The sequence below is a fragment of the Vibrio sp. 1-1(7) genome (assembly GCF_013048485.1).
In the GTDB taxonomy this organism is placed as follows: Bacteria; Pseudomonadota; Gammaproteobacteria; order Enterobacterales; family Vibrionaceae; genus Vibrio; species Vibrio fujianensis.
The window spans coordinates 1,562,413-1,577,414 of the sequence record NZ_VHSP01000001.1 but is presented as its reverse complement, the minus strand read 5'-3'; the positions used below and the strand labels follow the sequence as shown (position 1 = coordinate 1,577,414).

Below are 15,002 nucleotides of genomic sequence, written 5' to 3'. Positions count from 1 at the left end.
TTATGTCGATGGAAGGCAAAAAAATAATGAGCAAGCAAAGCGAAAAAATTGTTGTAGGCAAGTTTGGTGCTTCTTATGGCATTCGTGGCTGGCTTAAAGTTTTGTCCTACACAGACAACGCTGAAAGCATTTTTGATTATAGCCCTTGGTTAGTAAACCAAAAGGGCGAATGGGTAGAATACAAAGTAGAAAGTTGGAAACGCCATAACAAAGGTTTGGTGGTAAAACTTCAAGGGCTTGATGTTCGTGAAGATGCAAACCTACTGACTAACTTTGAAATTTCAATTAATCCAGCTGCATTACCTGAATTGTCAGAAGATGAGTTCTACTGGCGGGAATTGTTTGGCATGCGAGTGGTAACAACACAAGGTTATGATCTTGGTGAAGTTATCGATATGTTAGAAACTGGCTCCAACGATGTTTTGGTAGTGAAAGCAAATCTAAAAGATGCTTTTGGACAAAAGGAACGATTAATTCCGTTTCTTGAAGAGCAAGTGATCAAACACATTGATCGCACCGCTCAACGGATCGAAGTTGACTGGGATCCTGCGTTTTAACTCTGAATCGATAAGGCGAAGAACACATGTGGGTTGGGGTTATCAGCCTATTTCCTGAAATGTTCCGTAGCGTGACGGATTTTGGAGTAACAGGCCAAGCGGTAAAAAAAGGCTTATTATCTATTGAAAGTTGGAATCCTCGTGATTTTACAAGCGATAAACGTCGCACTGTAGACGATAAACCATATGGTGGTGGTCCAGGCATGTTAATGATGGTGCAACCTTTGCGTGATGCCATTCATGCCGCTAAAGCCGCTGCACCGGGTAAGACGAAAGTGATTTATCTCTCTCCCCAAGGTCGTAAACTCGATCAGCAAGGAGTCGAAGAGTTGGCTAACAATGATAATTTATTACTCATTTGTGGCCGCTATGAAGGGATAGATGAGCGCATTATAGAATCAGAAGTTGATGAAGAATGGTCGATCGGTGATTTTGTAATGACCGGGGGAGAAATCCCAGCGATGACGTTGATCGACTCGGTTTCTCGGTTTATACCGGGAGTCTTAGGCGATTTTGCGTCAGCAGAAGAAGATTCTTTTGCGAATGGCTTATTGGATTGCCCACACTATACGCGCCCTGAAGTATTGGATGGCAGAGCAGTACCAGCGGTACTGATGTCTGGCAATCATCAGGATATTCGTCATTGGCGACTTAAACAGTCGTTAGGTCGAACTTGGCTAAGAAGACCAGAGCTCCTGGAAAACCTAGCTCTGACTGACGAACAGGAACAATTATTGGCCGAGTTTATTAAAGAAACTCATCACCAGTAACCTATTAAATTTAGTATCAGTTTATTCTAGGAATTTTAAAAATGAGTAATATCATCAAGGCTCTAGAACAAGAGCAAATGAAGCAAGACCTACCTAAGTTCGCACCAGGTGATACTGTTGTGGTTCAAGTTAAGGTAAAAGAAGGTGACCGTGAGCGTCTACAGGCCTATGAAGGTGTTGTAATCGCAATCCGTAACCGTGGTCTACACTCAGCGTTTACCGTTCGTAAAATCTCTAACGGTGAAGGTGTTGAGCGTACGTTCCAAACTCACTCTCCAGTTGTTGATAGCATTGAAGTGAAACGCCGTGGTGCAGTACGTCGTGCCAAATTGTACTACCTACGCGATCGCTCTGGTAAAGCTGCTCGTATTAAAGAGAAGCTTGCTAAGAAGTAATGCTAGAACTCGCGTTCTCATAAAAAACGGAGCCATTAGGCTCCGTTTTTTTATACTAATTATCGGCTTATTAATTATCGGACGTAATGGTTATTCTCTAGTATCTTCCGCGATAGTGACGGGGACAATGATTTCTTGACCTTTACGAAGCAGAGTAAATTCAACTACGGTGCCTGGACGTAAATCCGTAACTGTATCCATCACACTTTGCCGACCATTAATTTTTTGTCCATCGATTTTCAAAATGATATCACGAACCATAAACCCTGCTTTTGCCGCAGGGCCAGTTGGATCGACACCCAAAATCACGATGCCACCAATATGTTCGCTACCCAGTAATCGCGAGGTGACGGAATTAATATCTTGCCCATCCACACCGATATAACCACGGATAACCCGTCCATCGGCAATGATTTTTTCCATAATTTTATGTGCAAGATCGAAAGGGATGGCAAATGAAATACCGTAGGTTTCAAGATCTGTTGCTTGTTGAAAAGAAGCGGTATTAATTCCAACTAACTCACCTTGGGTATTAACCAAAGCTCCGCCTGAATTGCCCTCATTAATAGCCGCATCGGTTTGAATAAAGGCTTGTCTGCCATCTGCGCTAATCGATGAACGTCCCGTTGCAGAAATAATACCAAAGGTAGTCGTTTGCCCTAAGTTATAAGGATTTCCAATGGCTAAAACGACGTCGCCGACTTTAGCTTGGTAGTGAGGGTTTTGTGGAATAACGGGTAAGTTATTGCCTTCTATTTGTAAAATTGCAATATCTGTGCGGCGATCTTGCCCGACTAACTGAGCCGCTGCGATACGACCATCTTGCAAGGCGACGATAATTTGATCCGCTTGAGCGATGACATGATAATTGGTAATAAGGTAGCCTTTTTCATTCACAATAACTCCGGAACCTAACCCTTGGGTGGATAGCTTACTTCGGTCACTTTCTGAATATTTTCGGCTATAGATATTGACGACGGCAGGAGCGGCTCGTCGCACGGCCTCATTAAAGGAAAGTTGCAATGAACCTATGTGTGTTGGAACTTCACTTGCTTGAGGAAAAATAGGGGCACGTAAAGAGGGAACGGCGAGAATCACCACAATGGCAGCAAGCAAGCCAAATCCAACAGAACGAACCAGAAATTTCAGCATGTTTTCCCCAAATCAATAAAGTGTTATAAGACGAGTTTAACCCATATAGATAGGTTATATTAGTCAAAAAGTCTGTTGGTAGTAATACGCTTTGGTTGCGCATCAATAGCTATTTTCCCACCAATACAGTGTGACAGAGTTAATGGGCCGGTATTAAACATGAAGAATAACATTGCTTAGAAAAATCACAAAAGGGCAGTATAACCCTGCCCTTTGCTGTATGTTATTTATCCACTTTTTTACCGAACAACAAGATAGATAGTCCGATCACCTCGCTGAATATTAAGCGCTAATATTGAGGGAGATTTATCTAAAATTGCACGCAACTCTGCAATGTTTCTGACTCGTTGACGGTTGACTCCTATAATAATGTCGTCTTTTTGAATTTGATAAGCTTCCGCCGGAGATCCTTTTTCGACTTGAGTAACTTTCACCCCTTGGATGACATCATTTTCTGTCGTATTAGTGAGTTCTGCACCGGACAGCCCTTGGTGTAGGTTATCAGCTTTGGTTTTACTATTAGCTTGCTCACCAAGCGTGACATGGTAGGTCTTTTCTTTACCGTCACGAATGACACCGAGTTTAACCTGCTTACCTGCGCCTAATGTTGCAATCGTGGCTCTCAGTTCTGAAAAAGTATCCACTTTTCGACCGTTAATTGAAACGATAATATCACCGGCTTTTAAACCAGCTTTGTCTGCGGCGCTGTCTGGTACCACTTGGCTGACAAAAGCGCCTTTACTGGATTCGTAACCTAAAGCATCGGCTAATTCCGAAGATACCTCTCCACCTTGAACCCCTAGCATGCCACGTTTTACTTCACCAAATTCTAAAATTTGGTCGGTGAGGTTCTTCATCATATTGGCTGGAATGGCAAAACCAATTCCAACATTCCCGCCATTCGGACCAAGAATGGCGGTGTTAATACCAATTAATTCACCGTTTAGGTTGACTAATGCTCCGCCAGAGTTGCCGCTGTTGATCGCCGCATCGGTTTGAATGAAGTTTTCAAAGTTTTCAATGTTTAATCCGCTGCGACCCAGAGCAGATATAATGCCGGAAGTGACCGTTTGCCCTAGACCAAAAGGGTTACCGATTGCAACGGCAAAATCACCGACCCGTAGTGCGTCTGAGTCTGCAATCGGCATTTGAGTGAGTGATTTAGCCTTATTGAGTTTTAGCAGCGCGATATCTGCCATTTGATCGCCACCAACCAGTTCCGCATCAAACTCTCGGCCATCATGCAGTTGGACTCGAATTTTTTCCGCACCATTAATCACATGATAATTGGTCACGACATGACCTTGTTTAGCATCAATAATAACGCCGGAGCCCAACCCTCGGAAAGGGCGCTCACGGAACTGTTCGGTAGGGAAATCTGGGCCAAAGAAAAAGCGAAATTGATCGGGAATACGCTGGCGAGAAACCTGAGTTCCTTCAACTGCGATACTAACCACTGCGGGGGTGATTTTTTCTAGCATCGGGGCTAGGCTTGGTAATTGCTCACCTTGTACAGAGAGAGGCAACGCAGCACTGACTTGTAACGGGGTGATGAGGGAACTTAAACTTAAGGTTAATGCTGTGAAAACAAGCAAAGGTTTTTTCATCGTAACACTCCTCAATGAATTAAAGCCTGATGTCGTTTATATGTGTCTTTTTATAAAAACTTCAACAGACAGAATGAGAGTTATGACTTAAAAACCTTTGCAAAGTTCATTACTTTTTACTGCGCTTTGGCCGTACTTTAATTAAAGCAAGGCTAGTTCGTTTTACTGTTGATCACCTCTGAAGAGTGAAGGATGGCTTTTTCTTCATTTTTTAATAAGCCTGTTGCACCTAATGCATAATCCTTAGGGGGCTGTTCTAGATTTTCCTCGTTATCTTCTGATATTGCTGTGTCTTTATTTTGCTGCGCAATTTTTTTTAAAAATGGATTATCTTGCTCTGGGAGATTAGAAAGCAGCTCTGAAGAGGATTTTGTCATATGCTGATAGAGTTTGGTGTAATCTTTTCCCAGTATATCGAGCATTTCTGCCGTATGAGCAAAATGATCCGCTAGCTCTTGACGTTGCTGTTCCATGGCAAACTTTGTGTTATCTAATTCTTTTTGTAGAGATTTCTGATTTTTATAGTGTGGTGTGGTAAGACGAGCAATGACAATCCCAACCACCATCCCCACTAATAGCCCGACAACGGCATAGATCCAAGGCATAACGACTCCTTATTGTTGTTATTTAACATGTTTTTTACTAGCTGGTTACACATGCTTGTGAGACATGTTACTATGAGAGCTCTGTTGGATAAAGCAAAATGCATGTGCGCTAGATGGCAGTTTCTGCCCTTTATAGATGTAGTAGACAGTCATGACACCGAAACAACGATATGAACAAGATCTAAAACGCTCCGGTTTTCAACAAGATGATTCGCAAGCTCGTGCGATTGATGCACTGGATTCTCTCTATCATCAATTGATGGAATTTTTCTCCCAGTCAGTGATAAAACCATCCTTTTGGCAGCAATGGTTTGGAAAAAAAACAGCAACGCTACCCGCTCCAAAAGGGCTTTATTTTTGGGGGGGCGTAGGGCGTGGCAAAACCTATTTGATGGACACCTTTTTTGATGCGTTACCCAGTGAACACAAAATGCGAGTTCATTTTCATCGTTTTATGTATCGAGTACATGATGAACTGAAACAACTGCAAGAGGTCAGTGATCCGCTGGAGCGGGTTGCTGATAAATTTAGTCAGGAAGCCACAGTGATCTGCTTCGATGAATTTTTTGTGTCAGATATTACTGATGCAATGATCTTGGCAACGTTATTACAAGCCTTATTTAAACGAGGGGTTGTGTTAGTGGCAACGTCTAATATTCCTCCTCATGAATTGTATCGTAATGGCCTACAGCGAGCTCGTTTTCTCCCCGCGATAGATTTAATTGAAGAGTATTGCTTGGTGTTTAATATTGATAATGGTATCGATTACCGATTAAGAACATTAACTCAAGCTGAAATTTATCACTATCCTCTTGATCAAAAAGCACAAGACAACCTGAATAATTACTACAAGCAATTAACCGGTAGAGATAAAAACACAGGCAATGAAATTGAGGTTAACCACCGCCAGATATCGGTTCTCCAAGCTAGTGATGGGGTTCTTTTTGCCACTTTTGCGCAACTATGCCAAACGGCTCGTAGTGCAAATGATTATATTGAGCTATCACGCCTTTATCATACGGTATTATTGGCTGAGGTGAAGCAAATGGGAGCATTATCTGACGATGCTGCTCGACGTTTTATCGCTTTGGTAGATGAGTTTTACGAACGCCACGTTAAATTGATTATTTCTGCGCAAGTGTCATTAGATAAATTGTACACAGAAGGGCGACTCAATTTTGAATTTAAACGTTGTCAATCTCGATTAATTGAAATGCAAAGCTATGATTATTTAGCAAAACCACATCTACCATAACAAAGAAATAAAAAGCAGCTGAGGAAGAATTTTTTGTGTTTTTACACAAAAAAAGGTGATTTTTTCTGCGCTCTTCTCTATAATCCTGCGACCCACCGTTACTGCAGGTCTTTTTAGGCCGAGAGTGCCATCCACTCGAAGGGGTGATGTCTGGGCTCTTAGACAGTGGGAGCAAATGTGCTCCTTTAAGTGTAAATTTTAATTAACGGGTTATTATTAGCATGAAAACTTTCGTTGCTAAACCAGAAACTGTAAAACGCGACTGGTATATTGTAGACGCTGAAGGTAAAACTCTTGGTCGTCTAGCAAGTGAAATTGCATCTCGTCTACGTGGCAAACACAAAGCTGAGTATACTCCACACGTTGACACTGGTGATTACATCATCGTGGTTAATGCGGAGAAAGTTACTGTAACTGGTAACAAGGCTAAAGACAAAATGTACTACCGTCACTCTGAGTTCCCAGGTGGCCTAAAATCTTTCAGCTTTGAAAAGCTGATCGAACGTAAGCCTGAAATGGTACTTGAGCTAGCGGTTAAAGGTATGCTTCCACGTGGTCCTCTAGGCCGAGCTATGTACCGTAAGCTAAAAGTTTACGCTGGCGCTGAGCACAACCATGCTGCTCAACAACCAAAAGTACTAGACATCTAATTGGGGATTTCGGAAATGGCAGAGAATCAATACTACGGCACTGGCCGTCGCAAAAGCTCAGCTGCGCGTGTTTTCATTAAACCAGGCAGCGGCAACATCGTAATCAACAAGCGTAGCCTTGATGAATACTTCGGTCGTCCAACTTCTCGTATGGTTGTGAAACAACCTCTAGAGTTAGTTGAAATGACAGAGAAACTTGATCTATACATCACTGTTAAAGGTGGTGGTATTTCTGGTCAAGCAGGTGCTATCCGTCACGGTATCACTCGCGCTCTGATGGAATACGATGAATCTCTACGTCCTGCTCTACGTGCAGCTGGCTATGTGACTCGCGATGCTCGTCGCGTTGAACGTAAGAAAGTTGGTCTACGTAAAGCACGTCGTCGTCCACAATTCTCTAAACGTTAATCTTTTCAAGATTATTGTTTTTCAACTTCGGTTGAATTGTGGTTGCAAAGCTCGGTTTTATACCGAGCTTTTTGTTTTTTAATTTCCTCTATATTCCTTTCCAGTATGCTAGCCTTCGTGGATATTGCTCCACGTTCCTTTGTTATCCATTCCTTTGGTTATTAAACTCGCCGTATTCTTTTGAGTCGGGCCTCTTTATGTGACTTCACATACGAATTATTCGATGAATGTTAATAAAAGGTAGCTTTATCTTGTCAAAAAGTGGGGTTTTATTTATCATTTGCTATCAAATAAATACAACTAATTAGTATTTTTGTTAGCCATGCTCTTAAACGGAATAGCAGCAATCCATAAGGAGCAAGTGGGAGAATGTCTGGATGAGCAATGCGCCTTTAAATCATGGTCGCAGACGGTTCTTAACTGCAACAACAGCCGTTGTCGGTGGTTTAGGAGCAGTCGCAGTGGCTGTACCCTTTATTAAATCTTGGAATCCAAGTGCAAAAGCGAAAGCAGCAGGGGCTCCTGTTGAAGTCGATGTGAGTAAACTCGAAGAAGGGCAAATGGTTCGTGTCGAGTGGCGAGGCAATCCAGTATGGGTCGTTCGGCGTTCGCAAACGGTTGTCGATAGCCTTAAAAATCATGATACACAGTTGCGAGATCCAAACTCTCAGGAACAGCAGCAGCCAGATTACGCACAAAATACTTACCGTTCGATTAAACCAGAATATTTTGTTGCAGTAGGAATTTGTACTCATTTAGGTTGCTCACCCACTTATTTACCTGATTCATTTAATGAGCAAGTTAAAGGGGTAAGAGCTGGTTTTTTCTGCCCTTGCCATGGCTCTAAGTTTGATATGGCAGGCCGTGTATTCCAAAGTGTACCTGCACCACTCAATTTGGTTGTCCCTAAACACATGTATCTTAGTGAGACTCAAATAATTATCGGCCTAGATGAAAGTGGGGAGGCATAATGCAAGCGCTACTTGATTGGGTGGAAAAACGCATACCGGCTATGAATGCGTATAAAAAACACCTTTCTGAATACCCAATGCCAAAGAACTTTAACTTTTGGTATTTATTTGGCTCTTTAGCGATGTTGGTGTTGGTTAACCAGCTTTTAACCGGCATCTGGCTCACTATGAATTATGTTCCTTCCGGTGATGGTGCCTTTGCATCGGTTGAATATATTATGCGAGATGTTGAGTATGGTTGGTTGTTGCGCTATATGCACTCAACAGGAGCTTCGGCTTTTTTTGTCGTGATTTATCTGCATATGTATCGCGGTCTGATTTATGGTTCGTACCAAAAACCACGAGAATTATTGTGGATTTTTGGCATGCTGATCTTCCTTGTGTTGATGGCAGAAGCTTTTATGGGCTATTTATTACCTTGGGGGCAAATGTCGTATTGGGGCGCTCAGGTGATTATTTCACTATTCGGCGCAATACCTGTGATTGGCGATGATCTTACCTTGTGGATTCGCGGAGATTATGTGATCTCTGGAGCAACACTTAACCGCTTTTTTGCCTTACATGTGATAGCGTTACCGATTGTACTATTATTGCTTATTGTGTTGCACATCTTGGCGTTGCATGAGGTTGGTTCAAATAACCCTGATGGCATTGAGACCAAATTGCCTAAAGGGGCAATGGGCGAGCATTATCAGTCACAGTTTAAATTCCACGAATATTATACCAAGAAATACGACATCATTGATTCAATTCCTTTTCACCCTTATGGTACGGTGAAAGATCTTATTGGTGTCGCGGGTTTCCTATTTCTATTTTGTTACGTTCTGTTTTTTAATCCGGAGATGGGGGGATATTTTCTTGAGCCGCCTAACTTCGAAGCTGCTAATCCATTAAAAACCCCCGAACATATTGCTCCTGTTTGGTATTTCACGCCCTTTTATGCCATTTTGCGTGCTGTTCCTGATAAGTTGCTTGGTGTCATTGCAATGGGGGCATCCATCATTATGCTGTTTTTATTACCATGGCTGGATCGCTGCAAAGTCCGTTCGTACCGCTACCGTAGTAAATTTCATTTAATTAATATTATTCAATTCACCATCAGTTTTATTGCCTTAGGGATATTAGGCGCTTTACCTGCAACACCAACCTATACATTGCTAGCTCAGCTGTTTAGCTTAGGCTACTTTATGTTCTTTGTTTTGTTGTTCTTCTACAGCAAAAATGAGGCAACGAAGCCGCTACCAACGAGGGTGACATTCAAATGAAAAAATGGATTGTAATGTTGTTTGCACTGTTACCTTCATTAGCCATAGCTGCTGGAGTTAATGTCGTGTTGGATAAAGCGAACAATGATTTACGCGATAAAGCTTCATTGCAAAATGGTGCCAAGTTGTTTATGAATTACTGCTTTGGTTGCCATGCAACACAATATCAGCGTTATGAACGCGTGGCGGACGATCTTGGTATCCCGCATGATCTAATGAAAGAAAACTTGATTTTTGATCCACAAACAAAAATTGGTGAGTTGATGATTAATGCGATCCCTGAAAAGTCGGCCGCACAATGGTTTGGAGCACCACCACCAGATTTAACCTTGGTTGCTCGAGTTCGAGGGGTAGATTGGCTGTACACTTACCTACGTTCTTTTTATGTCGATCCAAGTCGACCTTTTGGCGTGAATAATATTGTCTTTCCTAGTGTCGGAATGCCTCATGTGCTTGAAGAGCTGCAAGGAACGCCAGAACCCATTTTTGCTACTCATAGCGTAGATGGCGAAGTAGTGAAAACTGTCGTTGGGATTAAGTCGAAAGGTAATGGTGAGTTGAATGCGGAAGAGTATGATAATGCGGTTCGTGATTTGGTGAATTTTTTGGAGTACTCCGGTGAGCCGGTCAAATTAGAAAGACAAACATTAGGTTGGTGGGTAATGGGGTTTCTGGTGTTATTCGCGATAGTTGTGATTGCCTTGAAGAAAGAGTATTGGCGTGATGTGCACTAATTGTGCTATTATGCCATGCTAATTTTTGATTCATCGAATCATCAATGGAGGCTAAGCCTCCATTGTTTTTTATATTTGTAAGTGTGTGCTGGAGGGCTCCATGGCTGTAGCTGCCAATAAACGTTCTGTGATGACTCTATTTTCAAGTGCGTCTGATATGTATAGCCATCAGGTACGTATTGTGCTGGCCGAAAAAGGTGTCAGTGTTGAAGTTGAACTGGTTGATGAAGATAACCTACCAGGTGAACTGATTGAACTGAATCCATACAAGTCGGTCCCTACTCTAGTTGACCGTGAGCTTGCGCTTTATGACTCAAAAATCATTATGGAATATTTGGATGAGCGTTTTCCTCATCCACCCCTGATGCCAGTTTATCCCGTGGCTCGTGGTAATAGCCGTCTTATGATCTATCGTGTAGAAAGAAACTGGTATTCACTGGCGGAAAAAATTGTTAATGGTAATGCGAGTGAAGCGGAAGCAGCACGTAACAAATTACGCAATGATCTTCTTACTCTAGCTCCCGTATTCGCCGAGTATGAGTATTTTATGAGTGAAGAATTTAGCCTTATTGACTGTTATTTAGCGCCGCTGCTATGGCGTTTACCTGTCTTAGGGATTGAATTAATTGGTCCGGGCTCAAAAGAGCTGAAAGTTTATATGAATCGCGTATTCGAACGTGACTCATTCCTTGCTTCGCTAACCGAAGCAGAGCGTGAGATGCGCCTGTCTCGTTAATAGGTGTGTGATGAATATTGAACAAATGACACCTCGTCGACCATTTATACTTCGTGCCTTTTACGATTGGTTACTCGAAAATGAATTAACCCCTCATTTGGTTGTCGATGCGACCTTAAATGGTGTTCGAGTGCCGATGGAATACGTGCAAGATGGGCAAATCATTTTGAATGTGGCTCCTCGTGCTGTAGGCAATTTGGAGTTGGGTAATGATGAGGTCACCTTCAGTGCTCGATTTGGTGGTCGACCTCAGTTGGTGATTGTGCCCTTGTATGCGGTACAAGCGATCTATGCACGTGAAAACGGCGCTGGAACAATGTTTGATCCTGAACCTGCTTACCAACAGGTGCTTGATGAGATCAATCATGATAATTCCGCTGAAGACGTTGACCGTTCTGAACACTCATCGATTGATGAATCTCCTAAGCCTCAAGGTAGGCCGAGTCTTCGGGTGATTAAGTGATTGAAATAAAAAAGCAGCAATGACGCTGCTTTTTTATTTGGTTGAGCTAATTATAACCTGATCGAAACGAGCACCCATTTAATCAGCATATTCAAACGCTTTAATGACCTGTTTAACTCCAGATACGTGGCGCGCAACATCGGTAGCAATCTCTGCATGCTCTCGAGTGATATAACCAAATAAGAATACTTCGCGATCTTCCGTGATAACGGAAACTTTTACCCCATTGAGTTCGGATTTTGCTAATAAAGCGGATTTGACTTTGGTTGTTACCCAGCTGTCGTTACTAATTTTAGCAAAAGAAAGAGGCTCTGTTATTCTGACTTGATCGTGTAATTTATTCACCCCTTTTATTTGCTTGGCTTGCTGGATAAATTGATTGAGTAATTCAGTATTGAGCGATTGGCCGATTAGCACGACTGATCCTCGAAATGCATAAGCCGTAATACGCATTTCTCCTCGATATGGTGGTTTGTTACTTAGCCCGGTGATCTCGAGCGCGAGATTCTGATCCTGCCAGATTTCAGTTGTTGTACGAGGATCGGTTGCGATATTAACGGTGGTCGCTGCTCCTGCGACAAAGAGTCCGGCACAGCCAGACAGGATCGGAAGGATTAATAGTATTGGCAATAGATATAAGTGGAAAAACCGTAAATTTTTCATGATTTACTCTTCATGAGCTGGAAATAAAACTTGGTCAATGAGATCACATAAACAGTGTAATGTGACCATATGTACTTCATGGATACGCGCTGTTCGATGGGACGGAATCCGAATTTCGACGTCATTTTCGCCTAACAACCCTGCCATTTCGCCTCCATCTTTACCGGTTAACGCGATAATCGTCATGTCACGCGTAACGGCTGCTTCCATCGCTTTGATGATATTCTTGCTGTTACCGCTAGTCGATATCGCGAGTAGAATGTCACCAGTTTGTCCAAATGCTCTCACTTGTTTAGAAAATATTTCTTGATAGTGATAGTCATTGGCTACTGCAGTTAAGGTGGTGTTGTCTGCGGTGAGTGCCATTGCTGGAAGGCTAGGACGCTCTGTTTCAAAACGATTAAGCAGGCAAGAGGCAAATTGTTGGGCATTTGCTGCTGAGCCGCCATTGCCACAGCACAGAATTTTTTGGCCATTAAGCAAGCTAGCAACCATAATTTGGGCGGCATGCATAATGGCATCCGGGAGAGCTTCTGCTGCGGCGATTTGAATTTGAATACTTTCGGTAAAACTATCTTTTATGCTGTCGAGCATGGATTATCCTTGGGTAATTGCGTTTTTTATCCACTCAATGTGTTGGCCATGTTGATGGATGGCAACCACATCAAAGCGAAAGTCAGTGTTTTCGATGTGGCAACCACGCTTGAGCATCCACCAATTTGCGGTTTTAATCAAGCGAGCTTGTTTGCGGGGAGTGACGGTTTCTGCAGCATGGCCATGATGTTGATTTTTACGATATTTGACTTCAATAAAGACCAAACAGGCTCCATCTTGCATGATCAAATCCAATTCACCGCTTCGTGCGTGGAAATTTTGTTCTAAAATCTTTAGCCCTTGGCGGCTTAAATATTCTGCCGCCAATTGCTCGTAATGTTGTCCGGTTTCTCGGTGGCTAAAGAGCCCCATGTTCAGCCCAACTAATTTCTCGTTGTACAACACACTGCTCATCGATACCAAGTAGGCCGGTTTGGCCTTGAATCGTGTAACCTTCGACTACTTTCATCTGTGGAAGTTCCACCATTAATCGATAGGCATCCATACCCAGGGCTTGTAAGCGGCGATCCGCATTCGACGATTTGGGCCATAACTGTTCAACCTGCTTGGCGATGCTTTGTGTGGGCTGGATCAGTAATGGAATATCACTGTAAGTGATGCCAGAAAGGTCTTCAAACTGACGACCGCTAGCATGACTGGTTGAATTAGAAAATAGTTTCGGTGGCCGAGTATCTGGGTTTATAGCGACCTCAATAAAAGGTTTAATTAGAATAAGATCTGAACTACTGGCGGCAATATATACGGCATCAATGTCTCTACGACTACGCGGTTGGCTCTCAAAACTCATGCCTAATAATGCATTCATTTGTGCTATATTTTGCTGGCTGTCCTGTAGACCAAAAACACGGTTAATATTGCGTTGTAACTGCCGTTTGTCTCCGAATAGGTTACTGGTTACGGCATTTTTGCTGAACTTACGCCACTCTTGTGTAAATGCATCAACCACACGTTCGCCATAGCTGCCTTGTGGCGCGAGAACTAATGGATATTGGTAGCCTTGACTAAATAAGTATTTCGCAGCTTGCGCAACTTCTTGCTCGGGAGATAGCGTTAAATAACAAGTGTTGGCTTGTTCATCCATTTGTTCTGGAATATTTAAGGCTAAGGTCGGAATGCTTTGCCCGCGTTGTTTCTGGAATGATTGCAATTTTTCTATATTATCTTTGACCAATGGCCCGACAATAAAGTCTATTTTCTTTTGTGTCAGGATAGTATCAATCGATTCTAATGTTTCTGCATTGGTATCTAAAATGGTCAATGTGGCATCAGGCTGACGTTGTGAGTCATTCATCATTGCCATAATAAACCCGTCACGAATTAATTGAGCTTGCTTAGCAAAGCGGCCTGTTAACGGTAATAAAAGAGCGGTATGAGTCGGTTGAACCAGATCAAGCGCTAAAATATCTTGGATGGCCTGAGGCGTATATTGTGCTGCGGGATGCTGAGGGTTTTCGTTTAACCACTTTTCTAAGGTATTTTTTAGTTGAGGTAAATCGTTAGCCAATGTTTTGACATAAATAGTGAGTTGTAACCAGCCGTCTAAGATCTCTTCATCAGGTTGTGCTGAAAATTTAGTAATGGCGTAACTAGAATAATGATTGAGGTTTAGCCAAATTTGATCCGCAATCGCTTCTTGCTGCTCGACGGGAGTAAGATCATAAAGGGCCACCAGTTCTCGGCTAGAGTCAAACGCTCGATTAAGCGTAGTAAAAATATCGGCTCTTAATTGATGGTAAGTTTGCCACTGTTGAGGGGCCACTGACCAGTTTGCTTTGAAATTCAGCTGAGCTAAGGCTTGCTGATACTGCTCATGGTTAACCAATAACTGGGCTCTGGCCAATTGCCACTCGGCTTGCTGTGATGTGGTTAAGTGCTGTTTAGAAAGCCGACGAATCAGTAATTCTGCTTGTGTGCTTTCTCCTTCAGCAACCGCAGATTTTAATGCCATGATTAACCAGTCATTTTGCAATTGACCTTGGCTGCTATCCGCCCGCATGAGATACGTTTGTGTTGCCAGTTCAGGTTGGCTGGTAATATCGACCGATTCAGGAATCGAAGAGGTCGTTGAACAAGCTGCAAGCATGATCGCCAATGCAACAGGAGTAAGTAAGCGTGTTACACTGCGTCTCTGATGGTTCTTCATAGCCATGAGTTCT

At 42.7% G+C, this 15,002-nt stretch carries 18 protein-coding genes; 11 read left to right on the top strand and 7 right to left on the bottom strand.

What is annotated here, in order from left to right; translation table 11 throughout:
- The first annotated feature begins 2 nt into the window (after nucleotides 1-2).
- Genes rimM through rplS form a run of 3 tightly spaced genes read left to right on the top strand, consistent with a single transcriptional unit; the run spans nucleotide 3 to nucleotide 1,722 of the window.
- Nucleotides 3-557 carry a ribosome maturation factor RimM gene (gene rimM / locus FKN05_RS07200; protein ID WP_099611798.1) on the top strand — a complete coding sequence of 185 codons (555 nt, stop codon included), beginning with the start codon at nucleotides 3-5 and terminating at the stop codon, nucleotides 555-557.
- Nucleotides 558-583: 26 nt separating this feature from the next.
- Nucleotides 584-1,327, top strand: coding sequence for a tRNA (guanosine(37)-N1)-methyltransferase TrmD (gene trmD, locus FKN05_RS07195; RefSeq protein ID WP_099611799.1), 744 nt, complete (start codon nucleotides 584-586; stop codon nucleotides 1,325-1,327).
- A gap of 41 nt (nucleotides 1,328-1,368) precedes the next feature.
- Nucleotides 1,369-1,722, top strand: coding sequence for a 50S ribosomal protein L19 (rplS, locus tag FKN05_RS07190; protein ID WP_099611800.1), 354 nt, complete (start codon nucleotides 1,369-1,371; stop codon nucleotides 1,720-1,722).
- Between the two features lie 90 nt (nucleotides 1,723-1,812).
- On the opposite strand, the gene degS is transcribed toward rplS, so the two are convergent.
- The 3 genes from degS to zapG all read right to left on the bottom strand — a co-directional run bounded on the left by degS (nucleotide 1,813) and on the right by zapG (nucleotide 5,086).
- On the bottom strand, nucleotides 1,813-2,874 hold the full coding sequence (gene degS / locus FKN05_RS07185; protein ID WP_170887165.1) for an outer membrane-stress sensor serine endopeptidase DegS: 1,062 nt from the start codon (nucleotides 2,872-2,874) through the stop codon (nucleotides 1,813-1,815).
- Nucleotides 2,875-3,113: 239 nt separating this feature from the next.
- Nucleotides 3,114-4,481, bottom strand: a complete 1,368-nt coding sequence (locus FKN05_RS07180) for a Do family serine endopeptidase (RefSeq protein ID WP_099611801.1) — start codon at nucleotides 4,479-4,481, stop codon at nucleotides 3,114-3,116.
- A 152-nt stretch (nucleotides 4,482-4,633) separates the two neighbouring features.
- The gene (gene zapG, locus FKN05_RS07175) at nucleotides 4,634-5,086 is read right to left on the bottom strand and encodes a Z-ring associated protein ZapG (RefSeq protein ID WP_099611802.1); all 453 of its coding nucleotides are present in this window, start codon (nucleotides 5,084-5,086) and stop codon (nucleotides 4,634-4,636) included.
- Nucleotides 5,087-5,237: 151 nt separating this feature from the next.
- On the opposite strand from zapG, the gene zapE reads away from it, so the two are divergent.
- From zapE to sspB, 8 genes are all read left to right on the top strand, one after another.
- On the top strand, nucleotides 5,238-6,341 hold the full coding sequence (zapE, locus tag FKN05_RS07170) for a cell division protein ZapE (protein WP_099611803.1): 1,104 nt from the start codon (nucleotides 5,238-5,240) through the stop codon (nucleotides 6,339-6,341).
- A 221-nt stretch (nucleotides 6,342-6,562) separates the two neighbouring features.
- The gene (gene rplM / locus FKN05_RS07165; RefSeq protein ID WP_099611805.1) at nucleotides 6,563-6,991 is read left to right on the top strand and encodes a 50S ribosomal protein L13; all 429 of its coding nucleotides are present in this window, start codon (nucleotides 6,563-6,565) and stop codon (nucleotides 6,989-6,991) included.
- A gap of 15 nt (nucleotides 6,992-7,006) precedes the next feature.
- Entirely contained in the window at nucleotides 7,007-7,399 is a 393-nt protein-coding gene (rpsI, locus tag FKN05_RS07160) for a 30S ribosomal protein S9 (protein ID WP_078925572.1), read from the top strand.
- A 377-nt stretch (nucleotides 7,400-7,776) separates the two neighbouring features.
- Entirely contained in the window at nucleotides 7,777-8,370 is a 594-nt protein-coding gene (gene petA / locus FKN05_RS07155) for a ubiquinol-cytochrome c reductase iron-sulfur subunit (RefSeq protein WP_099611806.1), read from the top strand.
- Nucleotides 8,370-9,635, top strand: coding sequence for a cytochrome b (locus FKN05_RS07150; protein WP_170887164.1), 1,266 nt, complete (start codon nucleotides 8,370-8,372; stop codon nucleotides 9,633-9,635). Before petA ends, FKN05_RS07150 begins: the two co-directional genes overlap by 1 nt.
- Nucleotides 9,632-10,369 (top strand): cytochrome c1, encoded by a 738-nt coding sequence (locus FKN05_RS07145; protein ID WP_099611808.1) that lies wholly within the window; start codon nucleotides 9,632-9,634, stop codon nucleotides 10,367-10,369. The genes FKN05_RS07150 and FKN05_RS07145 overlap by 4 nt, the downstream gene beginning before the upstream one ends.
- A 100-nt stretch (nucleotides 10,370-10,469) precedes the next feature.
- Nucleotides 10,470-11,105 carry a stringent starvation protein SspA gene (gene sspA / locus FKN05_RS07140; RefSeq protein ID WP_099611809.1) on the top strand — a complete coding sequence of 212 codons (636 nt, stop codon included), beginning with the start codon at nucleotides 10,470-10,472 and terminating at the stop codon, nucleotides 11,103-11,105.
- Between the two features lie 10 nt (nucleotides 11,106-11,115).
- The gene (gene sspB / locus FKN05_RS07135; protein WP_099611810.1) at nucleotides 11,116-11,568 is read left to right on the top strand and encodes a ClpXP protease specificity-enhancing factor; all 453 of its coding nucleotides are present in this window, start codon (nucleotides 11,116-11,118) and stop codon (nucleotides 11,566-11,568) included.
- Between the two features lie 78 nt (nucleotides 11,569-11,646).
- On the opposite strand, the gene FKN05_RS07130 is transcribed toward sspB, so the two are convergent.
- The 4 genes from FKN05_RS07130 to FKN05_RS07115 are packed head-to-tail and all read right to left on the bottom strand — an operon-like array spanning nucleotide 11,647 to nucleotide 14,989.
- Nucleotides 11,647-12,231 (bottom strand): BON domain-containing protein, encoded by a 585-nt coding sequence (locus tag FKN05_RS07130; RefSeq protein WP_099611811.1) that lies wholly within the window; start codon nucleotides 12,229-12,231, stop codon nucleotides 11,647-11,649.
- Nucleotides 12,232-12,234: 3 nt separating this feature from the next.
- The gene (locus FKN05_RS07125) at nucleotides 12,235-12,825 is read right to left on the bottom strand and encodes a phosphoheptose isomerase (RefSeq protein ID WP_099611812.1); all 591 of its coding nucleotides are present in this window, start codon (nucleotides 12,823-12,825) and stop codon (nucleotides 12,235-12,237) included.
- 3 nt (nucleotides 12,826-12,828) lie between these two features.
- A complete protein-coding gene (locus FKN05_RS07120) occupies nucleotides 12,829-13,197 on the bottom strand; it encodes a YraN family protein (protein ID WP_099611813.1) in 369 nt (122 codons plus the stop codon).
- Nucleotides 13,184-14,989: a penicillin-binding protein activator gene (locus tag FKN05_RS07115; protein WP_161427235.1), complete on the bottom strand. Its 1,806-nt coding sequence runs from the start codon at nucleotides 14,987-14,989 to the stop codon at nucleotides 13,184-13,186. Before FKN05_RS07115 ends, FKN05_RS07120 begins: the two co-directional genes overlap by 14 nt.
- Nucleotides 14,990-15,002 lie beyond the last annotated feature (13 nt).